Origin of the sequence: Dactylosporangium sp. NBC_01737, assembly GCF_035963215.1 — a bacterium.
Taxonomy (GTDB): domain Bacteria; phylum Actinomycetota; class Actinomycetes; order Mycobacteriales; family Micromonosporaceae; genus Dactylosporangium.
In genome coordinates, this window is record NZ_CP109153.1 from 2,881,574 (window position 1) to 2,902,892 (window position 21,319).

Genomic DNA, 21,319 nt, shown 5'->3' on the forward strand with positions numbered 1-21,319 from the left:
ATGGTTGGGCAGCGCGTTGCGCAGCGTTGTCACCAGATTGGCCACTCTTCGCTGGTCAGCGCCTACGCAACGTGGTGTCCGTCACGCTGTGAGGTCGAACAGCATGCAGCTGGAGGTGGCGTGCGCGACCATCCCGCCGCGGGCGTCGGTGATCACCGCCTGCGCCAGTGCCGTGCGCCGGCCCTTGGACAGCACCGTGCCCTCGCAGGTCAGCGTGCCGGACGCGAGCGACGCCGGGCGCAGGAACTTGGTGGTGAGGTCGAGCGAGGTGTACCCGACGCCGGCCGGCAGCGTGGAGTGCACCGCGCAGGCGGCGGCGGTGTCCAGCAGCGTGGCGAGGACCCCGCCGTGCACGCTGCCGAGGGGGTTGTAGTGGAACTCCTGCGGCTCCAGGGTCACCACGACCCGGCCCAGCTCCGCCTCGATCCGCCCGGCGCCTATGAGGTGCGTGATCGGCGGGGCGGGCAGCTCGCCCCGCGCCATCGCCTGGAGCAGCTCGAGGCCACTGCGGCGGCCCAGCTCGGCCGCGTTGAGCATCGGGTCGGACCAGGTGAACGTGCGGCTGCGTACCCCATCCTGAGTCTGCGTCATGGATGCAGCCTGACCGTCCCCAGCTGGATCTGTCAATCAGACTCAGGTGCGGGTTAGCCTTTCAGGATGAGACCTGCGGCACTGGATTGGTCGGTTGACAACTGCACCATCGGCGCGGCGATGGCGATCCTCGGCGAGAAGTGGACCGTCGTCGTGCTGCGCGAGGTCTTCAACGGCATCCGCCGCTTCGACGACATGCGCGAGCGCACCGGCATCCCCCGCCAGGTGCTCACCAACCGGCTCGGCATGCTCGTCGACAACGGCGTCCTGCATCGCGTGCCCTACCGGGAGCCCGGCTCGCGGGCCCGCGACGAGTACCGGATCACCGAGAAGGGCTTCGACCTGTACCCGCTGCTGGTCGCCGTCCGCGAGTGGGGCGACCGCTACCTGGCCGGCCCGGAGGGTCCGCCGCTGGACACGATCCACCGCGACTGCGGCGCGCCCGTGCACGCGGTGCTGATCTGCGAGTCCGGCCACGACGAGATCGCACCGCGCGACGTCGTGCCGGTGCCCGGCCGCGGCGCCCGCCGCCGGCAGCAGCCGGAGGTCAGGACCGGCTGACCGCCGCGAGGGAGGACTCCCAGAGGCGGGCGGCACGGGCGGCCGACGTGGCGCGGGGCGTCGCGGCGAAGGGCTGCCGCAGGAAGTAGTAGCCGCCGGGGGCCACCTCCCGCGCCGGGGCGTCGGCGAGCCACAGCAGCGTGTCCGTGGCGCGCCGCGGCGAGGCGAACAGCACCGGGATCAGCTTGCCGAGCATGAACAGCGGGCTGGTGCCGGCGAACCGGCTGCGGACCAGGCCCGGGAAGAACGCCGTGGGCAGGATGCCCAGTGGGGTCCAGCGGCGGGCCGCCTCCAGGGTGAACAGGATGTTGGCCTGCTTCGACGACCCGTACGCGAGCCAGCGGCTGCGATGCCACAGCGACTCGCGCAGCGGTCGGTCCACGTCCAGGACCCCCCATGCCTCGGCGAGCGAGGCGGTCGTGATCAGGCGGGCCGGGTGCCCCGGGCGCGCGGCGGCCTTGAGGTGCTCCAGCAGCAGCTGCGCCAGCTCGAACCCGGCCAGGTGGTTGACCTGCACGCAGGCCGCGCCGCGGAACAGCCCTCCGGCGTTGTTGACGAGCACGTCGATGCGGTCGCAGGCGGCGGCGACCTGAGCGGCGGCCGCGCGGACCTGGGCCGGGTCGGCGAAGTCGGCCCGGATCGCGAGAGGATCGGCGGCGCCGGCGGCGCGGACCGCCTCCAGCGCGGCGGCCAGGCGGCCCTCATGGCGGCCGAGAAGGATCACCCGGTCGCCGGCGGCGGCGAAACGCCCGGCCGCGGCGAGACCGATCCCGGCGCTGCCGCCGGTGACGACGACCGTCCTCGTCACGGTTTGGCGCGCAGGTGCACGGCGGCGGTGTGCACCAGCCATGCGGAGACGGCGGCGAGGGCGGCGCGCTCCATCAGGCCGGTGAACAGGCCGCGGCCGAGGAGCAGGATGCCGATCGCCGACAGGATCAGCGGCGGGAAGGCCAGGAGCACGCCGAGACGCCCCGCCCGGCGCAGGGTCGTGGCATCGGGCTGGGTGGCGTACACCAGGATCGCCAGCGCGCACAGCAGCAGCGCGCCGATCGCCCCGGTGGCGTGGACCAGGTCCCGCGGCTGCGGCGACTCGTACGGCGGCAGTGGGCAGCCGGGGGAGCAGGTGACGGCGCCGGCCAGGGCGGCCAGGGGAGCGGCGAGCGCGAGCGCGGCGGCGGCCAGCCCGGCCGGCACCGCGAGGGCGAGCCTGCCGGGCACGAGCAGCCGTGCCGCGCCGGTGTGCCGGGCCGGCACGGCGAGCAGCGCGAGGGACGCCGCCAGGAGCACCATGCTGACCCGGTACAGCGTCGGGTGCGGTGCTCCGGCGACGCCTGACTCGCTCACGTAGCGCCACGGCGCCGAGCCGGCCACGGACACGGCCAGCCCGATCGCGCCGGTCGTCGCGGTCGCGGTGGCGGCACCGGCGCACCAGCGGCGGGGGGAGGGCACCCACCCAGCCTACGGCTCAGTGGTGCACCGGGTGGTCGTGGTGCTGGTGGACGACCGCGTGGCCGCGGCCGCGCGCGATCAGGAACCGGTTGACCGGGACGGTCACCACGAACGCCACCGCGAGGGAGAACGCCAGCGTGGCCCAGAACAGGACGCTGGCCAGGCCGGCCTCCATGGCGCCGGGGACGGCGAGGATGACGGCGTTGTCGACGAGCTCCATCGTGGCGATCGAGGCGGTGTCGGCGGCCAGCGTGACCGGGATCGCGGCGCCGAGCGCCAGCCCGGCGGCCAGGACGGAGCGCAGCGTGAACGCGTAGCCGAACACGAACGCGAGGGCGACCGACAGCACGACGGTGGCCAGGTTGCCCCAGCCGAACGCGGTGCCGAGCACCATGCCCAGGACCTCGCCGATCGCGCAGCCGGTGAGGCAGTGCAGCGTCGCGGTGATCGCCTGCCGCGTCAGGGACGGTGTTTCCATAGCAGGACCATATACCCCCTGGGGGTATTGAGCAAACGACAGACGTGTTTCGATGATGTGTCGATCTGCGAAAACGGTGAGTCTCGATGGCTCCGGGGTCTTCTCCCCATCCGGTCGACGTCCTACCGTCTGCATATGGATCTGGAGCTGCGGCACCTGCGAGTCGTGTGCGCGATCGCGGATGCCGGCAGTGTCACCAAGGCCGCCTCGGTGCTGGGGCTCGCCCAGCCGGCGTTGACCGCCCAGTTGCAGCGCATCGAGCGCGCACTCGGCGGGCTGCTGTTCGAGCGGGACCGGCGCGGGGCCCGCGCGACGCCGCTGGGTGAGCTGGTGCTCGCCCGGGCGAGAGTGCTGCTGCCGGCGGTGAAAGGCCTGCAGGACGAGGCGACCCGGCTGGCCAGCACGAAGGACCCCGCCGGGCGGTACCGGATCGGCGCGGTCAACGGCCCGATCCTCGGCGGCCTGGTCCACCGCATCAGCAGCAACCACCCGGGCGCCCAGGTGAGCACGCACGCGTCGTGGTCGGCGTCCGAGCTGGGTGACCAGGTCCTCGCAGGCAAGCTCGACTTCGTCCTCGTGGGCGCCTGCGGCGACGCGCCGCCGGCCACGGACAACGGCCTGGCCTGGCGGGTCGTGGCCGCCGACCCGGTGTTCCTGCTGCTGCCGGAGGGCCATCCCCTCGCCGATCGCGACGAGGTCGACCTGTCCGAGCTCGCCGACGCCCAGTGGGTCGCGGCGCCGGGTGACGGCTGCTTCTCCTCCTGCCACGCGGCCGCCTGCGCCAGGGCCGGGTTCACGCCGAAGGTGCTCTTCGAGACGGAGGTCCGCGGCGCGATCGACCTGATCGAGTCCGGCGACGCGGTCGGGCTGTGCCAGGCAACGCTGCGCCCGATGGCGGGACTGGCCGCGGTGCCGATCGTGGGCGCGCCGCTGCACTGGCGGCAGATGCTCGGCTGGCTGCCCGACGGGCCGGCCGCCGACGTCGCGGGGCAGGTGTGGGCGTATGCGATCGAGGCGTACGCCGACGCGGTGCGCAAGAACGACCGCTACACGGCATGGCTGGGGCGGCACCCCGACAGAAGGGGGCTGGCCCTGTAGGGCCAGCCCCCTTGTGCGAAACAGTCGCGCTTATCCGGTGAACGTGGCCGTGATCTGCGTGAACTGCCAGTTGTTCTGGGCGATGCCGCTGCAGTTGGACACGACGCCGCCGCCGGGGCAGGGGCGGTCCCGGTTGACGGACCAGAAGGCGAGGCGGGCGAGGTGGTGTGACTGTGCCCAGTCGCGGATCTGTTGCCAGTAGGCGACGGAGGTGAGTTCCTGCTGGTCGGACAGGCCGTTCATGCCGGAGATGCCCATGTGCCGGTAGGCGGTGTCGTCGTTCCAGCCGAATGCGGTCTTGAGCATGGTCTTGAGGCCTTCGGAGGCGCTGACGGTGCTGTTGTACATGTTGGCGCCGCCGCCGAAGTCGAACGGCATGATGGTGAAGACGTCGATGTTGGCGCCGGTGGATGCGGCGCGGTTGATGAGCTGCTGGGCGTAGTAGCCGGGGCCGGTCGTTGCGGTGCCGAACGTGATGATGGTCTTGAGGGTCGGGTTGTTCTGCTTGACGATCTTCAGGGCGTCGACGATGCGGTTGCGGACGGTGTCGTTTTCGAACTCGTCGGTGTTTTCGATGTCGATGTCGATGGCCTTGAGGTTGTACGTGTTGATGACTGTCTGGTAGGCGTTGGCGAGGGCCTGGGGTGTGGAGCAGTTGGGGCCGAGTTTGTTGCCGCTCCAGCCGCCGAAGGAGGGGATGACGTCGCCGCCGCCGGCGCGGACCTGGTTGATGACGGTCTGGTCGACGCCGCCGGTCAGGGGGCGGGTGCCGTCCCAGGCGGGGGTGCAGCCGCCGCCGGACAGGACGAACGCGAGGGTGAACCAGCGGATCCCGGTCGCGGACTGGATGGTCTGCGGGTTGGGCGGGTCGCCCCACTGGTAGAGGTACGGCGCTGCGGCGAACCCGCTCGGGGTGGTGGTGCCGCCGGTGGTGGTGGCGGTGATGCTGTTGGACGCGGCGGACTCGCCGACGTTGTTGTAGGCCTTGACGGTGTAGGTGTGGGTGGAGCCGGCGGTGAGCCCGGACACGGTGGCGGTGGTGCCGGTGACGGTGGCCCGTACGGTGCTGCCCTCGTAGACGCGGTAGCCGGTGACGGTGCCCGTCGAGGCGTTCCAGGCCAGGGCGAAGCTGGTGTTGGTGGTCGCGGTGACCCGGAAGTTGCCCGGGACCCCCGGCGTGCCCGCCGGCGTGGTCGGGGTGGTGCCGCCACCGCAGGAGGCGCCGTTGAGCGTGCAGTTGGAGGGGATGCCGCTGCCGGCGGCGATGAACCCGAAGCTGGCCGTGCCACCGGGGGCGATCGTGCCGTTCCAGGTGCTGGCGAAGCTCACGTGCCCGGAGTTGCCTGTGCGGGCCGCGTCCCACGACGAGCTGATCGAGGTGCCGCTGGGCAGGTCGAACGCGACCGTCCAGCCGTTGATCGTGCTGGTCGTGCCGTTGGTGATCGTGTACTTGGCCTCGTAGCCGGAACCCCAGGTGGAGGTTTGGACGAAGGCCGCGGTGGCGGGCGCGGCCAGAGCCGGCGTCGCAGCGACGATGACGGTGGCCGCGGCTGTTGCCAGGGCAGCCACGATCACCCCGATTCGCAGTCTCATTGCAGACCTGCCTCGGACTCGAGCGAGATGGGGGATGTAGGGCGCCCTAGCGCTGGACATTACGCGAAGGTTTGTTAACAGTAAAGATGCTGATCGATTCACGGCTTTCGGCGGAGTTGTTGATCAGTGCGGAGTGTCGTACCTGGCCGTTACGCTCGGGCCGTGAATGGACAGACGCGGGCGCAGCTCGTGCAGGAAGCCTCGCGACGGTGGCGGTCGCAGCTCATCGACCTGGGTGGGCGCAACACGCTGCTGTATTACAAGGACCTGCGCTCGGGCACGCTCGACCTGTCCGCGGCCGACCCTGTCGCCGTGGCGGCGCTGCTGGGCGGGCGCACCATGTCACTCACCCAGCTGTTCACCCGGTCTGCGGCCGGGAAGCGTGCGGCGGCGGTCGAGGAGCCGGTGCCGGCACCTGACGACACCGTCGTTGACCTGGGTTCTGAGCCGGCCGGCCAGCCACCGGACGTTGCCGGGCCGGATCCGACTGCTTCACGCCTGGTCGACTCTGGGCGGCCTGCCATCGGCCGGGCGAGTGTGCCTTCCGCGCCGCCGAAGCCCGCTGATCCCCTCGCCGATGCCGACCCGCCAGCCACTGACCCGCCAGCCACTGACCCGCCGGCCACTGACCCGCCGGCCGCTGACCCGTCGGCCGACTCGTTGGACGCCGACTCCGCCGCCGAGGACGTGGCCGCGGTGGCTGACGAGGGGCCGGTGCTCACGCACGCCGCCGCCGTCAAGCGCGCCCGCACGATCAGGAACAAGGCCCGCGAGCTGGCCGAGGAGCGTGGCATCGAGACCTGCTTCGTGGCGATCGGCAGCGCGACCTGGACCCCGCCCGCCGGCAGCGGCGTGCCCGCCGCACCGGTCCTGCTGCGCTCCGCCCAGCTGCGCGCCCGCGGCGCCGCCGAGGACGACTTCGAGCTCAGCGTCCACGGCGACACCGAGGTCAACCCGACCCTGCTGCAGCTGCTCGAGGAGGAGTTCGGCGTCCAGGTCGACGCCGACGAGCTCGAGGAGCTGATCAGCTACACCGCCGGCTTCGACCCGCAGCCGCTCTACGAGCGCCTGGTCAAGGAGGCCTCCGGCCGGGTCCGCGGCTTCACGATCGGCGCGCGGTGCGTGCTCGGCACGTTCTCCTATGCCAAGCTGCCGATGGTCAACGACCTGCGGGTCGCCGCCACCGCCCTGGAAGGCCACGAGATCATCGCCGCGATCGCCGGCGACGGCGAGGCCCAGCGGCGGCTGCACGCGACCGGCGCGGTCCAGCCCGACGATCCCGACCTGATCGCGCCCGGCGACGAGTTCCTGGTGCTGGACGCCGACTCCTCGCAGAACTATGCGATCAACGCCGTCCTGTCGGGCCAGCACAGTGTGATCAAGGGGCCGCCCGGCACCGGCAAGAGCCAGACCATCGCCAACCTCATCGCCTCGCTGGTCGCCCGCGGCAAGCGGGTCCTGTTCGTGGCGGAGAAGCGGGCCGCGATCACCGCCGTCACCGACCGGCTCGCCCGGCGCGGGCTCGGCAGCCTGGTCATGGACGTCCACGACGGCACCACGTCGCGCCGCAGGGTCGCCGCCGACCTCAAGGCCGCGTTCGACTCCGCCGCCAGGATCGCCCAGCCCGACCTCAGCGTCCTGCACGAGACACTGACCACGAAGCGGGCCCAGCTCAACGGGCACGACGAGGCGCTGCACCAGGTGCGTGAGCCGTGGGGCGTCAGTGCGTATCAGTCGCAGAACGCCCTCGTCGCGCTGTCCGGCGTGGTGCGGCCGATGACGTCGGTGCGGCTGCGCGGGCAGACCCTCGCCGCCCTCGACGCCGGCACCGCCCGCCGGGTCCGTGAGCAGGTGCGTGACTTCGCCGCGCTCGGCGGGTTCACCCTGACCGGGCAGCAGGCAGGATGGGTCGGCGCCGCCGTGCACACCCCGGCCGACGCCGAGGCCGCGTTCGACCTGGCCGAGCGGCTCGCCGAGCGGACCCTGCCGGCGGCCCGCCCTGGGCTGCGCCACGTCCAGGAGCAGACCGGTCTGCGCCCGCCCGCCGACCTGGCCGGCTGGCGGCAGCTGTTCGCGTTCCTCGACGGCGTCGCCACGACCCTCACCCAGTTCCGTGAGGACGTGTTCCGGGTCGACCTCGCCACCCACATCGCGTCCGCCGCCGACGCCGCATGGCGCCGCGAGCACGCCGGGCAGCCCGGCACCGACGCCGGCTGGCTCACCCGCCGCCGCATGCGCAAGCAGGCCGCCCAGCTGTGGCGCGGCCCGGGCCGCCCCAGCCGGCAGCAGCTGTTCACCGGGCTGACGACCGCGCTCGCCCAGCGGGCCCAGTGGACCAGGGCCACCGCCGACGGCGGCCCGCCGCGCCTGCCGGCCGAGCTCGCGCGGGCCAGGGCGGCGTTCGAGCAGCTCGACGTCCAGGCCGCGCAGCTGCAGCGTTACGTGCCGCACGTCAACCTCGCCGGGATGGACCTCGACCGGCTGGCCACGGTCCTGTCGGGGCTCGCCGCCGACGAGCGCACGCTGCGCAGGATCCCGCGGCTCAACGAGCTCGGCGCCGCGTTCACCGGCCTCGGCCTCGACCAGCTCGTCGCCGACCTCGCCGGCCGCCGGCCCGACGCCGACCTGGCCGCGGCCGTCTTCGACGCCTGCTGGCACGCCTCGATCCTGCAGCACCTCAACTTCACCGACCCCCGCGTCGGCGCGTTCGACGGCCCGCTGCACACCCGCACCGTCGAGGAGTTCCGCGCCTCCGACCGCGCGCACATCGACGCGACCGCCAGCCGCGTCCTGCGGGCCGTCGCCGAGCACATCACCCGCACCCGGGATCAGTACCCCGACGAGAGCCGCCTCGTCGAGCACCAGGCCAACCTCAAGCGCCGGCACCTGCCGATCCGCCAGCTCTTCGCGACCGCCCCGCACATGCTGACCGCGCTGCGGCCCTGCTGGGCGATGAGCCCGCTGATCGTGTCGCAGCTGCTGCCCGCCGAGGCGGACCTGTTCGACGTCGTCGTCTTCGACGAGGCCAGCCAGGTCACCCCCGCCGACGCGGTCCCGGCGCTGCTGCGGGCCAGGCAGGTCGTCGTCGCCGGCGACGAGCACCAGCTACCGCCGACGTCGTTCTTCACCGCCGCGGAGGACGGCGGCGCCGACCCGCTCGGCGTCAGGGCCGACGGCTCGATCGACCTGTCGCTCACCTCCGGCTACGAGTCGGTCCTGGACGTGCTGACGGCGCTGCTCCCGGCGTACCTGCTGCGCTGGCACTACCGCAGCCAGGACGACCGGCTCATCGGCTTCTCCAACGCCCACATCTACGAGCGCGCGCTCGTGACGTTCCCCGGCACGGCCGGCGCCGGCTCCGTGCAGCACGTGCATGTCGCTTTCGATGCTGCGAACACCGACACGGACAGCGTGACCGCCGAGGTCGACCGGGTCGTCGAGCTGGCGCTGCAGCACGCCCAGCTGCGCCCGAGCGAGTCCCTGGGCGTCATCACCATGGGCATCGTGCACGCCGACCGCATCGACCTTGCCCTGCGCAAGGCCCTGTCCGCCCGCCCCGAGTTGCACGCGTTCTTCTCCGAGTCCGCCGCCGAGCCGTTCTTCGTCAAGAACCTCGAACGCGTCCAGGGCGACGAGCGCGACGCCATCATCCTGTCCATCGGCTACGGCAAGAACGCCGCAGGTCAGCTGCCCTACCGCTTCGGCCCGCTCCTGCTGCCCGGCGGCGAGCGACGGCTCAACGTGGCCGTCACCCGGGCCCGCCGCCGGATGACCCTCGTCAGCTCGTTCACCGCAGCCGACATGGACCCCGCCCGCAGCACCTCCGAGGGCGTGCGCCTGCTGCGCGCCTACCTCGAATACACCGAGTCCGGCGGCACCTCACTGCGCGGCGCCGCCGCCGAGCACGTCCAGCCCGACGCCTTCGAGGCCGACGTCCTCGCCCGCCTCATCGCCGCCGGCATCCCGGTCACGGCCCGCTTCGGCGTCGCGGGCGCCTTCATCGACTTCGCCTGCGCCCACCCGTCCAACCCCGACGAGCTCGTCCTCGCCATCGAGACCGACGGCGCCACCTACCACTCCGCCAGCACCGCCCGCGACCGCGACCGCCTGCGGCAGGAGCAGCTCGAACGGCTCGGCTGGCGCTACCACCGCATCTGGTCCACCGACTGGTTCGCCGACCCGGCCGCCGAGACCGCCCGCACCCGCGCCGCATACGACGAGGCGGTCGCCGCCTCCGACGCCCGCCGCACCGACGAGCCGACGGTCGTGCTGCACCTGCCGCCACCGTCCCCGCAGGCCGCCTCCTCCGACCGCACCCTGCCCAGGCCCGACTTCACCCCTGGCCGCCCGATCGGCGAATACCCTGCCGAGGTCCTGGTCGCCCTGGTCCGCTGGATCGAGTCCGACACGCTGCTGCGGACCGAGGAGCAGGTCCTGGAGGAGGCCCGTCGGGAGCTCGGCTTCAAGCGCGGCGGCACCCGGATCAACGCCGCACTGGCCGGCGCCCTCCGCTCATCCCGCGCCTCCGCTGCCGCCGCTCCCGCCGCTTCGTCCGCGTCCGTGGACCCTGACCGGACGATGCTCCTGGATCTGCCTGCGGACGACGAGACCCGCCTTTTGCCGCAACGCCCCGAGACCGATTGAGGCCGGCCGCCCTTTCGTTGCGGTTCGCGTGCGGGTCTGGCATGCCCGTAATAGAAAATCCATCACGGCTGCGGCCTTTGTGGTTCCGTGCAGCCTGGCGGCGGCGCGACGGGTAGCGCGGTCACCGTCGGTGCCGTGCCCGGGGTGATGCCGAGCCAGGTCCGAACTCACATGATCCAGCGCCGTCGAGCGCGTCATTCGGTCCTACAACACCGTCGCTGGTTTCAAGAAAAGAACAAATCACCTATATGTGGCGCTGGCTTCGCTCGCGCCAAGATCTACCCGGTTCTCCGCATGATCGAAGGACCGGGTTGGCCGTCCGGACGACCACGGCCGTCCTTCGATCATGTGCCGAGGTGGGAGATCGCGGCCTGTCGCGCGGTACTCCCCAGTCCAGTCATCGACCCTGACCACGGCCGGCCGCCGGGCCGCCGGGGGCCCTCACCCCGACGGCGCCGTCAAGTTCCCGGCCTCTGACCTGGCCCGGAATGCATCTGAGGACACCCGCGCCCGCACTGCCCGATACACCAGGCCGGGTCGCCCCGGACCGGACAACGCGTGGTTCGAATGGTTCAGGATTACCTGCCGCCCACACACCCGCCCATTGATCCTGACTCGGGCGCTGCTGGGCCTGGGGTGCCACCGGAGTTCGGTGATCGCGGGGACGGGCGCGCGTGATCGGAGGACGGATCCGGCCGGCTGCAGCTGGAACCGTCCTCCGGACGGACGCGGGTGTTACACGGGGGCCGTGAAGGTGTACGAGCCCGCCGGCAGCAGGAACGTTCCCGAGCCTGACGGCACGGCTTGCCCCGGTGCCAGGATCGAGCCGGGTTGTGAGGTCGGGACGCGGACCGTGGCCGAGGCGCCGGCCGGGACCGTGACGCGCAGGGTCAGGGCGCCGGCGGAGATCGACCAGTCGCTGACCGCGAGGCCGTACGGGGTCTCGTACGACGACTTGGCAGAGGTCAGGCCGCCGCCGGGTTGTGGGGCGATGAGCAGTGACGCGTAGCCGGGGGAGGCCGGGCCCAGGCCGCCGACCTGGCGGTACAGGAAGTCGCCGACGGAGCCGAGACCGTAGTGGTTGAAGGAGTTCATGCCGGGGTCCTGGAAGGAGCCGTCGGTGCGGATGCCGTCCCAGCGCTCCCAGATCGTTGTGGCGCCGCGGCTGTTCATGTAGCCCCAGCCGGGGTAGCCGGGCTGGAGCAGGATCTGGTAGGCCGTGTCCGCGTGGCCCGTGTTGGCGAGGACCGGCAGGAGGTTCTCGACGCCGAGGAAGCCGACGGACAGGTGCCCGCTGGTGGCGGCGACCTTGGCGACGAGCTTGTCGGCCAGTTGCGCGTTCCGGGACGCCGGGACCAGGCCGAAGGCCAGGGCCAGGACGTAGCCGGTCTGGGTGTTGCCGGACACGGTGCCGTCGGCGGCCACGAAGCGGGACGTGAACGCGGCGCCGACCTGGTCGGCGAGGGCGCCGTAGGAGGCGGCCTGCGCGGTGCGGCCCGTCGCGGCGGCCATGCGCGACACCAGGCGGGCGGACCAGGCGAAGAACGCCGTGGATATGACGTCCTGCGCGGTGTTGTCGTTGACGTTGAGCCAGTCGCCGTAGGTGGGCTGGTTGCGGATGAGGTCGCTGCCCGAGGTGGCGCGCAGGTAGTCGACCCAGCGGGCCATGGCGTCGAAGTGCTCGTCGACGACGCGGATGTCGCTGTGGCGCTGCCAGAGGGTGTAGGGGACGATGACGCCCGCGTCGCCCCAGCCGGCGGTGCCGGCGCCGCAGCAGACGGCGGGTGCGACGTCGGTGAAGGCGCCGTCGCTGCGTTGGGCGTCGACGAGGTCGTCGGCGAACTTGTCGAGGAAGCCCTGGACGTCGACGTTGAAGGTGGAGGTGCCGGCGAAGATCGCGATGTCGCCGGTCCAGCCGAGCCGCTCGTCGCGTTGCGGGCAGTCGGTGGGGATCGACAGCATGTTGGAGCGCTCGCCCCACAGGATGTTGTGCTGGAGCTGGTTGACCAGGGCGTTCGAGGTGGTGAGGGTGCCGAGCTGGGCGCCGGAGGTCCACGCGGCGCGGCCGGTGACGGTGTCCGCGGTGGGGGTGAACCCGGCCGGGAGGCCGGTCAGCTCGACGTAGCGGTAGCCGTGGACGGTGAAGCGTGGTTCATAGACCTCTGCGCCGCCGGTACCGGCGAGCGTGAAGCGATCGGTGGCCTGCGCGGCGCGCAGGTTGGTGGTGTAGAGCTGGCCGCCGGTCAGGACCTCGGCGTGGCGGATCTGGACGGTGGTGCCTGCGGGGCCGGTGACCGAGATGCGGTTCCAGCCGGTGAAGTTCTGGCCCATGTCGAAGATCCAGACGCCGGGTGAGGGCTGGGTGACGGCGACGGGGCGGAACTGCTGCTGCACGGACACGCCGTTGTCGACCTGGGAGACCAGGTTGGGCTTGGTGCCCGGCCGCAAGGCCACCGGCGCCCAGGAGGAGTCGTCGAAGCCGGAACCGTCCCAGTTCGCAATGGCGAGACGGGCGTCGTAGGTCTCGCCGTGGTACAGGTCGTCGGCGCGGATCGGGCCGCTGGTCACCTTCCACGTGTTGTCGGTGCGCACGGTCGACGTGGTGCCGTCGGTGTAGACGAGCACCAGCTGCGCGGAGTACCACGGCTGCGTGCCGTACTTCTGGCTGCCGGCGAACCCGAGGCTGCCGGAGTACCAGCCGTTGCCCAGCCAGGCACCCAGCGCGTTGGCGCCCTGGCGGATCTGGCCGGTGACGTCGTACACCTTGTACTGGACGCGCTTGTTGTAGTCGGTCCAGCCGGGCGCGAGGACATCGGTGCCGACGCGGGCGCCGTTGAGCCGGGTCTCGTGCAGGCCGAGCGCGGTGGTCAGCAGGCGCGCGGACGCGACCGGCTTGCTCACCGTGAAGCCCTTGCGCACCAGCGGCGCGGCCTTCGCGATGACGACGTTCGCGCCCCAGGGGCCGGTGCCGTAGGTGGCCACCGCGCGCGCCGCGGGCCAGGCGCTGTCGTTGAACCCGCCCTGGTTCCAACCCGCGGGGGCGGTGGTGGAGGACTTCCACGACGTGTCGGTCACCAGGGAGGCGCCGGTCAGCTTGGCGATCATGCCGGCGGGTGACTGGGTGGTGTTCTCCGAGGAGATGGCGATGGTGTTGGTACCGGCGACGAGCCGGCTCCTGATGTCGATCGCGCTGGCCTGCTGCCACGACTGGTACACCCGTGGCGAGGTGCTGACCTGGGTGCCGTTGACCCACACGTCGGCGGTGTCGTCGCCGGTGACGACCAGGGTCGCGGCGGCCGGCACCGAGGCGAGGGTGAACGTGCGGCGGAAGTACCGGGTCGCCGCGGGCACCCCGGCGGCGGGGTCGCCCTCCGGGTACCAGATCCACGTCGCGCCGGACAGGTCGGCGGTGACGGCGGCCTGCCCGATGAAGTCGCCGGTCCACTCGGTCGCGGGGGCGCGCAGCCCGGTCTCGAAGGACCAGGTGGGGCTCCACGCGCTGACCCGGCCCTGGGTGTCCCAGACGCGGACCCTCCAGGTGTAGCGCTGCATCGACTGCAGCGCCGGGCCGGTGTAGACGACGTCGACCTGCTGGCCGGATGCGACCCGGCCGCTGTTCCAGACGCCGTCGACGGACAGCTCGTAGGCGGCCTGCCGCTGCTGCAGGGCGGTCGAGGCGAGCTTCCAGCCGAAGCGGGGCTGGGCCGCGTCGACGCCCAGCGGGCCGGCGCGGTGCTCGACGGTGCCGCTCGCCACGCTCAGCGGCGACGGCGCGTTCGGGTCGGGCAGAACCACGTCGGAGTTCCACGGGCCGACGCCGTAGGCGCCGAGGTCACCCGCGGCGGGCCAGCCGCCGTCGGCGAAGCCGGGCTGCTCCCAGCCGGACGGCACCGTCTGGAACGCCTTCCAGCTGCCGTCGGTGACGAGGTCCGTGGTGCCGCCGGCCGTGACGACGTGCACCTTGCCGATCATGCCGGCCGGGCCGGTGGTGGTGTTGCGTGCCGCGATGGCGAGGGTGTTGGTACCGCTGACGAGCGCCGACTGCAGGTCGACGTAGACCGCGGTGTGCCAGGAGTCCACGACCCGCGGGGACGCGGCGACGGGCTTGCCGTTGAGCCACACGTCGACGGTGTCGTCGCCGGTGACGACCAGCTGCGCCTCGGTGACCGCGCCGGCGGCGACGGTGAAGGTCTTCCGGAAGTAGCGGTACGCGGCGGGTGCGCTGCTGGCCGGGTTGCCCTCCGGGTACCAGACCCAGTGCGCGCCGGCGAGGCTGACGGGCGTCGCGGCGGCGGCCGGTGCCGACGGCGCGGCGAGGAGTGCGGCAAGCAGAACGAGCGCGGTGGCGCCCGCGCGGCGTCTCTTCAGGCGCATGGCGGTGCTCCTGTCGGTATGGTGAAACGTTTCATTAAAACGTTTCATATAGTGGTGATGCACTGACTGTACGTAGACCCTGGTCAATAAGCAACGCCCTGCCTCGCGACGAACCGCAAGATGAAGGGAGTGTGGAGGTGGGATGCCGGGAAAGCTGCTCGTCATCGGTGGTGCGGAGAGCCACGACGCCGGTGATGACGCCATTCTTGAACGGTTCGTGCTGCTCGCCGGTGGTCCCGAGGCGCACCTCGTGGTGATCGCGACCGCGAGCGAGAGCCCCGAGCAGCGCGAGAAGGAATACGCCGAGGTTTTCCATCGCCTCGGCGCGCAGCGTGTCACCCCGCTGCGCCTGGACGACCGCGAGGACAGCAACAGCCCCCGCGCCGTCGCCACCATCGAACGCGCCACCGGCGTCTTCTTCACCGGCGGCGACCAGCTGCGCATCACCACCGTCGTCGGCGGCTCCAAGGTCGACACCGCGCTGCACGCCCGGCTCGCCGACGGCATGATCCTCGCCGGCACCAGCGCCGGCGCCGCGATGATGTCGAGCACGATGATCCTGGGCGGCAGCATCGCGTCGGTGTCCACCGGCAGCGTCCGCACCGGCCCCGGCATGGAGTTCCTGCCCGGCGTGCTCATCGACATGCACTTCGCCCAGCGCGGGCGGCTCAACCGGCTGCTCAGCGCCATCGCGATGTTCCCGCACGAGCTCGGTCTCGGCATCGACGAGAACACCGCCATCCTCGTCGAGGGTGACGTGTTCGAGGTCCTCGGCTCGGGCTCCGTCACCGTCATCGACGCCGGCCAGGCCCGCACGATCAGCGCCACCCTGTCCGACGACGGCGGGCCGATCGCCCTGTGCGGCGCCCAGCTGCACGTGCTGCCGGCGGGCTGGCGGTTCAACCTCACCGAGCGGGCGGCCATCAAGAGATCGGAACAAGATCATGCGCATTGAGAGCAGCCGCCGGTTGCGCGGACCCAACCGGTACGTCGCGCGCCCCGTCCAGGTCACCCGGGTACTGCTCGACGGGCTGACCGGGCGCGAGAGCAGCGACTACCCCGGCTTCACCGACCGGCTCCTGGCCGCGTTCCCCGGCCTGGCCGAGCACCACTGCGCCTTCGGCGAGCCCGGCGGCTTCGTCAAGCGGCTCGTCGGCGGCACCTACTTCGGCCACACCGCCGAGCACGTCGCGATCGAGCTGTCCCAGCGCATCGGCCGCCAGGTCAACTTCGGCCGCACCGAGGGCACCGGCGTGCCCGGCGAATACGACGTCGTCACCGAGTGCCCGCTCGACGAGCCACCCGGCTCCCGCCTCGCCGAGGCGCTGCTGTCCCTCGCCATCGCGGGTGTACTGGCGGCGCTGCGCGGCGAACCCGTGCAGATCGACGACGAACTGGCGCAGCTGCACCGCACGTACGAGCGGGAGAAGAGCGGGCCGAGCACCACCGCCATCGCCGACGCCGCCCGGGACCGCGGCATCCCGGTCGAGCGGGTCGGCGAGCTGAGCCTGCTGCGGCTCGGCTACGGCCGGCACCGCCGGCTGGTGTGGGCCGCGCTCACCGACCAGACCTCCGCCATCGGCGTCGACATCGCCTCCGACAAGGAGCTCACCCGGCGGCTGCTCGACGAGGCCGGCGTCCCCGTCCCCCGCGGCGGCGCCGCGGCATCCCTCGCCGAGGCCCTGGACCTCTTCGCCGAGCTCGGCCCGCCCGTCGTCGTCAAACCCCGGCAGGGCCGCCAGGGGATGCATGTGTTCCTCGGCGTCGACACGCCCGACGCGCTGCGTGCCGCATACGAGGCGGCCACCGCCGGCGGTGACGACGCTGTCGTCGAACGCGAGCTGACCGGCCGTGACTACCGCGTGCTGACCGTCGGCGGCCAGGTCGTCGCCGCCGCCGAGCGGGTCGCCGCGCACGTCGTCGGCGACGGCGCCACCGACGTGGCCGGCCTGATCGCCCGCGCCAACGAGGACCCGCGCCGCGGCGTCGGCCACGCCAGGGCACTGACCCGGCTCACGGTCGACGACGTCGCGCGCACCCTGCTGCTGCGCCAGGGCCTCGACGTCGACGCGGTCCCCGCCGACGGGCAGGTCGTGCGGCTGCGTGAGAACGCCAACCTCTCCACCGGCGGCACCAGCGTCGACGTCACCGACCTCGTCCACTCCTCCGTCGCCGACCTGTGCCGCCGGGTCGCCGCGATCGTCGGCCTCGACATCGCCGGGCTCGACCTGCGCCTGCCGTCGATCGCCGCGCCGCTGCCACCGACCGGGGTCGCGACCGGCGGCGGCGTCATCGAGGTCAACGCCGCACCCGGGCTGCGCATGCACCTCGACCCCAGCGACGGCACCGCCCGCGACGTCGGCGCCGCGGTCGTGGAGGCGCTGTACCCGGCCGGCTCACCGTCGCGGATCCCGATCGTCGCGATCACCGGCACGAACGGCAAGACCACCGTCGCCCGCCTCACCGCGCACCTGCTCGACGGCGCCGGCCTGCGCGTCGGCGTCACCACCACCGACGGCATCGCGATCGGCGGCCGGCTGGTCCAGCGCGCCGACGCCACCGGCCCGCGCTCCGCCCGCGTCGTGCTCAGCGACCCCACCGTCGACGCCGCGGTGCTCGAGACCGCTCGCGGCGGCCTGCTGCGCCAGGGCCTCGGCTACGACTGGAGCGACGTCGGCGTCATCACCAACCTGACCGGCGACCATCTCGGCCAGGACGGCATCGAGAGCGTCGAGGACCTCGTCGCCCTCAAGTGCCTCGTCGGCGAACGCGTCCGCGAGGGCGGCGCCGTCGTGCTCAACGCCGACGACGCGCGCAGCCGCGGCCTCGCCGCCTACCCGGACGGCCGGTTCGCCAAGCGCGAGATCATCTGGTGCAGCCTCGACGCGCGCAACCCGCTCATCCGGCGGCACTGGGACACCGGCGGCCGGGCGTACCTGCTCGCCGACGGCTGGCTCGTCGAGCTCGCCGACCGCCGCTGGATCCCGCTGCTCGCCGTGCACGAGCTCGGCGGCGGCTTCGGCGGCGCCGCCCGCCATCTGGTCGCCAACGCCCTCGCCGCGACCGCCGCCGCCCGGGTCCTCGGCGTCGCCACCGCCCGCGTCGCGGAACGCCTCCGCAGCTTCACCGACGACCCCGCCGACAACCCTGGCCGGGGCATGCTGCTGCGGCTCGGCGGGACCGACGTCCTCGTCGACTACGCGCACAACCCCGCCGCCATCCGCGCCGTCGGCGACCTCGTCGAACGCATCTGGGGCACCTCCCGTGCCGTCGCCGCCGTCACCCTGCCCGGCGACCGCCGCGACGACCTGCTGCGCGAGTCGGCCCGGGAGATCGGCGTCCGCTTCGACCGGGTCGTCCTCTACGAGGACAGCGACCGCAGGGGCCGCTCACCCGGCGAGGTCCCGGCCCTGCTGCACGACGAGCTGATCGCCACCTCGCCGTCGGCGCAGTGCACCGTCGTGCGCACCGTCGACGAGGCCGTCCCCGCCGCCCTGGCCATGGCCCGCCCCGGCGACGTGGTGCTGCTGCTGTACGAGAAGATCGAACCCGTCCTCTCGCTGCTGCACACCCTTGGCGCCGAGGCCGTCCCCGATCCACACGTGTCGTTCCCGCTCATCGGGGCATCTGTATGAGGTGGAGCGTTACCGGCTGATCGAGCAACTGGGTGCCGGCGGCATGTCCGTCGTGTGGCGCGCCCACGACGAGGTGCTGGGCCGGCCCGTCGCCGTCAAGCAGCTCACGGACGCCGCCGACCCGGCGTCCCACCGCCGCATCCAGGCCGAGGCCCGCGCCGCCGCCGTGCTCAGCCACCCCAACATCGCCGCCGTGTACGACTTCGGCCACACCGCCGGCGGCACGCCGTACGTGGTCATGGAACTCATCGACGGCGAGTCCCTCGAAGCGCTGCTGCACCGTACCGGCGGACCGCTGCAGGTCACGGCGGCGCTGCGGACCGCGGCCCAGCTCGCCTCCGCCCTCGCCGCCGTGCACGCCCGCGGCCTCGTCCACCACGACGTCAAACCCGCCAACGTCGTGCTCACCGACGCCGGGGCGAAGCTCGTCGACTTCGGCGTGTCCGCGGTCGCCGGCGACGACACCGGCCAGTTGCTCGGCACGCCCGCGTACCTGGCGCCGGAACGCCTCCGCGGCATCCCGCCGTCGCCCGCCACCGACGTGTATGCCCTCGGCGTCGTCCTGCACCGGATGCTCACCGGCGCGCTGCCCTGGCCGGTCACCACCACCGAGGAGATGCTGCACGCGCACCGCAAGCTGGCACCGGCGCCGCTGCCCGCCTCGCTGGCCCTGCCCGACGGCGTGGCCGACGCGCTGCTGCGCTGCCTCGCGAAGGCGCCCGGCAACCGGCCCGCGGCCGCGGACCTGGCCACGCTGTTCGCCGCGCCGCCGGCCACCCGGCGGATCACCGTGCGGCTGCGGTCGTCGGCCGACCTGCTGCGCGCCCTGCGGAGCGGGGTCACTCCGGGCGGGTCGGCCAAGCGGCGGGGAGCCGTCGCCGCCGCGGCCGTGCTGCTGCTCGGACTGGGCGCCGCCGGCGCCGCCGCGCAGGGCCCCGACCCGGTCGCGGCCTGGACCCCGGCATCCTCGACGCCGTCGCCGGACGGCTCCGCCACCCGCAGCCGGCCGAACCGCCGGCCGCCGACGACCCGGCCACGCAGGCCGTCACCGCACCGGCCACGGACCCCGCCGCCGGCGCCGCCACCGACGGGAAGGCCGGAGGCCCGAAAAAGGGCAAGGGTAAAGGCAAGAGCAAGAAAAGTGGTGGCTGAACCTTTTCATTGCTTATGGCGTGCAACCTTCCCGACTGGTACACAAGTCTGATCTCGGTGATGCCCTATGGTGTCCGGGTCGAGGGATAGGGAGGGGCCCCGTGCGCTTCGAAGTCAGCCGGGTCATGGACACCATCGAGCAACGGCTGACCACCGACGTCACGCTCGCCCAGGCCGTCGTCGACCTCGCCGACGTCGCCCGGTTCGTGGCCCTCGACGGTGGCCGCCCGATCAACCTCCTGCGCCTCGGCATGGTCGTGGACGCGCTCAGCCGGTACCTCATCGACGCCGGCGCGATGCTCTACCCGGTGGTCGGCCGTGAGGCGCTGTCCGAGGCCGCGCTCACGTCGAAGGAGCGCATGGTGCTCGGCCGGTGGGCCGACGACGGCCTCATCGAGGTCACGCCCGTCGTCGCGGACCGGCCCGTCGAGATCGCCGACTTCACCGGCCTGCCGCTGATCGTGGTGCGGGACCAGCCGCAGTTCGCCGCCCGCTTCCCGTGGCTGGTCGACAGCCCCGAGCGGGTCCTGCGACTCACGCCCCGCGCGGGCGGCGCCGTCCTCACCCCGGGCGGCGAGCCGACCCCGCCCAAGGACGGCAAGGAACGCCTGGTCGTGAAGGGCACCGCGACCCTGCCGATCATCCCGCTCGAACCGGCCGACGACGCCGTACCCGAGTCGCCGGCGGCCGCCGCTGGGTCCGCCGCTGGGTCCGCGGACGCAGCCTCGGGCGCCGCCGCAGCCGCGACCGCCGCCGCAGCCGCTCCTGATTCGGGCGCTGCCAGTTCGGATGCCGCCAGTTCGGATGCCGCCAGTTCGGATGCCGCCGGTTCGGGCGCTGCAGGTGCCGCTGCCGGCTCGGGCGCCGTCGCCGGTTCCGGGGCCTCCTCGGACTCCGCGGACATTTCCGATACTTCGGATCCGTCGGGAAGCGCCGCCGCCGTGCCCTCGAAGCCGTCCCCGCGGCCGTCCGGCGCGGCGCCGAAGCCCGCCGCCGCGGCCCAGCAGGGCGGGCGGCCCGACGGGCTGCAGACGTTCACCGCCCGCGGCTCGCAGCGGGCCGGTCGCACCCGCGTGATGCGCCGCCGGTTCACCCGCGCCGACCCCAGCGGCGTCGGCTCCGCCCTGATGGCCCGCGAGTGGCGCTGCAACGAGCCCGACTGCCCCGCCTTCGGCCGCTTCCGCCGCATCGGCCAGCCCGTCCCGCGCATGCGCGCCGGCGTCCCCGCCTGCCCCCGCCACGGCGAGGCCGTCAAGGACATCGGCCCGCGTCCGGCCGCGTTCGCCGTGTCCGTGGTCGTCGAGGACCTCGCCCGGCGCCGGTTCGTGGTCGGCGCCGACCATCCCGTGATCGTCGGCCGCGAGCCCGCCGACCCCGAGGACATCGCCGTCGGCCAGTGGCTGCACGAGGCCGCGGCCGCCTGGATCGCCAAGGAGCACCTCAAGCTGGAGGTCCGCGACGGCCGCCCCGTCGTCACCGACACCAGCGAGAACGGCACCCTCATCTGGAAACGTCCGGCCCCCGAGATCAAGGAGGAGACCGAACGGATCTACCGCAAGTCCTACCAGCTGACCGGATGGGACTCCGTCGAGCTGTACACCGGCGTCGAGCTGATCGTCGGCGACCACCGGCTGCAGACCATCGTCGGTTCCGAGCCCGCCTCGGTGCTGCTCGACGCCCCGACCGTCGCGCTGCGACTGGTCGATTAGTCACCTGGCGTATCGACAGATCCGTTGAGAGGATC

General features: G+C 72.8%; 13 protein-coding genes. 7 read left to right on the forward strand and 6 right to left on the reverse strand.

Features of this window, described 5'->3' with window-relative positions; all coding sequences use genetic code 11:
* Nucleotides 1–81: 81 nt before the first annotated feature.
* Nucleotides 82–591 (reverse strand): PaaI family thioesterase, encoded by a 510-nt coding sequence (locus OHA72_RS12825; RefSeq protein WP_327008067.1) that lies wholly within the window; start codon nt 589–591, stop codon nt 82–84.
* Between the two features lie 66 nt (nt 592–657).
* Between OHA72_RS12825 and OHA72_RS12830 the strand changes: the two genes are divergently transcribed.
* Nucleotides 658–1,152, forward strand: a complete 495-nt coding sequence (locus OHA72_RS12830) for a winged helix-turn-helix transcriptional regulator (protein WP_327008068.1) — start codon at nt 658–660, stop codon at nt 1,150–1,152.
* On the opposite strand, the gene OHA72_RS12835 is transcribed toward OHA72_RS12830, so the two are convergent.
* The 3 genes from OHA72_RS12835 to OHA72_RS12845 are packed head-to-tail and all read right to left on the reverse strand — an operon-like array spanning nt 1,139 to nt 3,079.
* Nucleotides 1,139–1,960, reverse strand: a complete 822-nt coding sequence (locus tag OHA72_RS12835; protein ID WP_327008069.1) for an SDR family NAD(P)-dependent oxidoreductase — start codon at nt 1,958–1,960, stop codon at nt 1,139–1,141. The genes OHA72_RS12830 and OHA72_RS12835 overlap by 14 nt on opposite strands.
* A complete protein-coding gene (locus OHA72_RS12840) occupies nt 1,957–2,601 on the reverse strand; it encodes a DUF998 domain-containing protein (protein ID WP_327008070.1) in 645 nt (214 codons plus the stop codon). Before OHA72_RS12840 ends, OHA72_RS12835 begins: the two co-directional genes overlap by 4 nt.
* Nucleotides 2,602–2,617: 16 nt before the next feature.
* A complete protein-coding gene (locus OHA72_RS12845; protein ID WP_327008071.1) occupies nt 2,618–3,079 on the reverse strand; it encodes a DUF4396 domain-containing protein in 462 nt (153 codons plus the stop codon).
* Nucleotides 3,080–3,214: 135 nt separating this feature from the next.
* Between OHA72_RS12845 and OHA72_RS12850 the strand changes: the two genes are divergently transcribed.
* Nucleotides 3,215–4,177 (forward strand): LysR family transcriptional regulator, encoded by a 963-nt coding sequence (locus OHA72_RS12850; protein ID WP_327008072.1) that lies wholly within the window; start codon nt 3,215–3,217, stop codon nt 4,175–4,177.
* A 30-nt stretch (nt 4,178–4,207) separates the two neighbouring features.
* On the opposite strand, the gene OHA72_RS12855 is transcribed toward OHA72_RS12850, so the two are convergent.
* A complete protein-coding gene (locus OHA72_RS12855; protein ID WP_327008073.1) occupies nt 4,208–5,770 on the reverse strand; it encodes a cellulose binding domain-containing protein in 1,563 nt (520 codons plus the stop codon).
* 162 nt (nt 5,771–5,932) lie between these two features.
* Between OHA72_RS12855 and OHA72_RS12860 the strand changes: the two genes are divergently transcribed.
* Complete coding sequence (locus OHA72_RS12860) at nt 5,933–10,414, forward strand: PDDEXK-like endonuclease domain-containing protein (protein WP_327008074.1); 4,482 nt, start codon at nt 5,933–5,935, stop codon at nt 10,412–10,414.
* A gap of 735 nt (nt 10,415–11,149) precedes the next feature.
* On the opposite strand, the gene OHA72_RS12865 is transcribed toward OHA72_RS12860, so the two are convergent.
* A complete protein-coding gene (locus OHA72_RS12865; RefSeq protein WP_327008075.1) occupies nt 11,150–14,788 on the reverse strand; it encodes a family 78 glycoside hydrolase catalytic domain in 3,639 nt (1,212 codons plus the stop codon).
* A gap of 142 nt (nt 14,789–14,930) precedes the next feature.
* On the opposite strand from OHA72_RS12865, the gene OHA72_RS12870 reads away from it, so the two are divergent.
* Genes OHA72_RS12870 through OHA72_RS12885 form a run of 4 tightly spaced genes read left to right on the forward strand, consistent with a single transcriptional unit; the run spans nt 14,931 to nt 21,284 of the window.
* Entirely contained in the window at nt 14,931–15,743 is an 813-nt protein-coding gene (locus OHA72_RS12870) for a cyanophycinase (protein ID WP_327008076.1), read from the forward strand.
* A complete protein-coding gene (gene cphA, locus OHA72_RS12875; RefSeq protein WP_327008077.1) occupies nt 15,733–18,423 on the forward strand; it encodes a cyanophycin synthetase in 2,691 nt (896 codons plus the stop codon). Before OHA72_RS12870 ends, cphA begins: the two co-directional genes overlap by 11 nt.
* Nucleotide 18,424: 1 nt before the next feature.
* Entirely contained in the window at nt 18,425–19,627 is a 1,203-nt protein-coding gene (locus OHA72_RS12880; RefSeq protein ID WP_327008078.1) for a serine/threonine-protein kinase, read from the forward strand.
* 49 nt (nt 19,628–19,676) lie between these two features.
* Nucleotides 19,677–21,284, forward strand: a complete 1,608-nt coding sequence (locus OHA72_RS12885; protein ID WP_327008079.1) for an FHA domain-containing protein — start codon at nt 19,677–19,679, stop codon at nt 21,282–21,284.
* The last annotated feature ends 35 nt before the right edge of the window (nt 21,285–21,319 follow it).

What these genes read in the sequence shown, in the direction of transcription:
- OHA72_RS12825 (WP_327008067.1), bottom strand. Translation starts at nt 591, where the DNA reads ATGACGCAGACTCAGGATGGGGTACGCAGCCGCACGTTCACCTGGTCC.
- OHA72_RS12830 (WP_327008068.1), top strand. Translation starts at nt 658, where the DNA reads ATGAGACCTGCGGCACTGGATTGGTCGGTTGACAACTGCACCATCGGC.
- OHA72_RS12845 (WP_327008071.1), bottom strand. Translation starts at nt 3,079, where the DNA reads ATGGAAACACCGTCCCTGACGCGGCAGGCGATCACCGCGACGCTGCAC.
- OHA72_RS12850 (WP_327008072.1), top strand. Translation starts at nt 3,215, where the DNA reads ATGGATCTGGAGCTGCGGCACCTGCGAGTCGTGTGCGCGATCGCGGAT.
- OHA72_RS12855 (WP_327008073.1), bottom strand. Translation starts at nt 5,770, where the DNA reads ATGAGACTGCGAATCGGGGTGATCGTGGCTGCCCTGGCAACAGCCGCG.
- OHA72_RS12865 (WP_327008075.1), bottom strand. Translation starts at nt 14,788, where the DNA reads ATGCGCCTGAAGAGACGCCGCGCGGGCGCCACCGCGCTCGTTCTGCTT.
- OHA72_RS12870 (WP_327008076.1), top strand. Translation starts at nt 14,931, where the DNA reads ATGCCGGGAAAGCTGCTCGTCATCGGTGGTGCGGAGAGCCACGACGCC.
- cphA (WP_327008077.1), top strand. Translation starts at nt 15,733, where the DNA reads ATGCGCATTGAGAGCAGCCGCCGGTTGCGCGGACCCAACCGGTACGTC.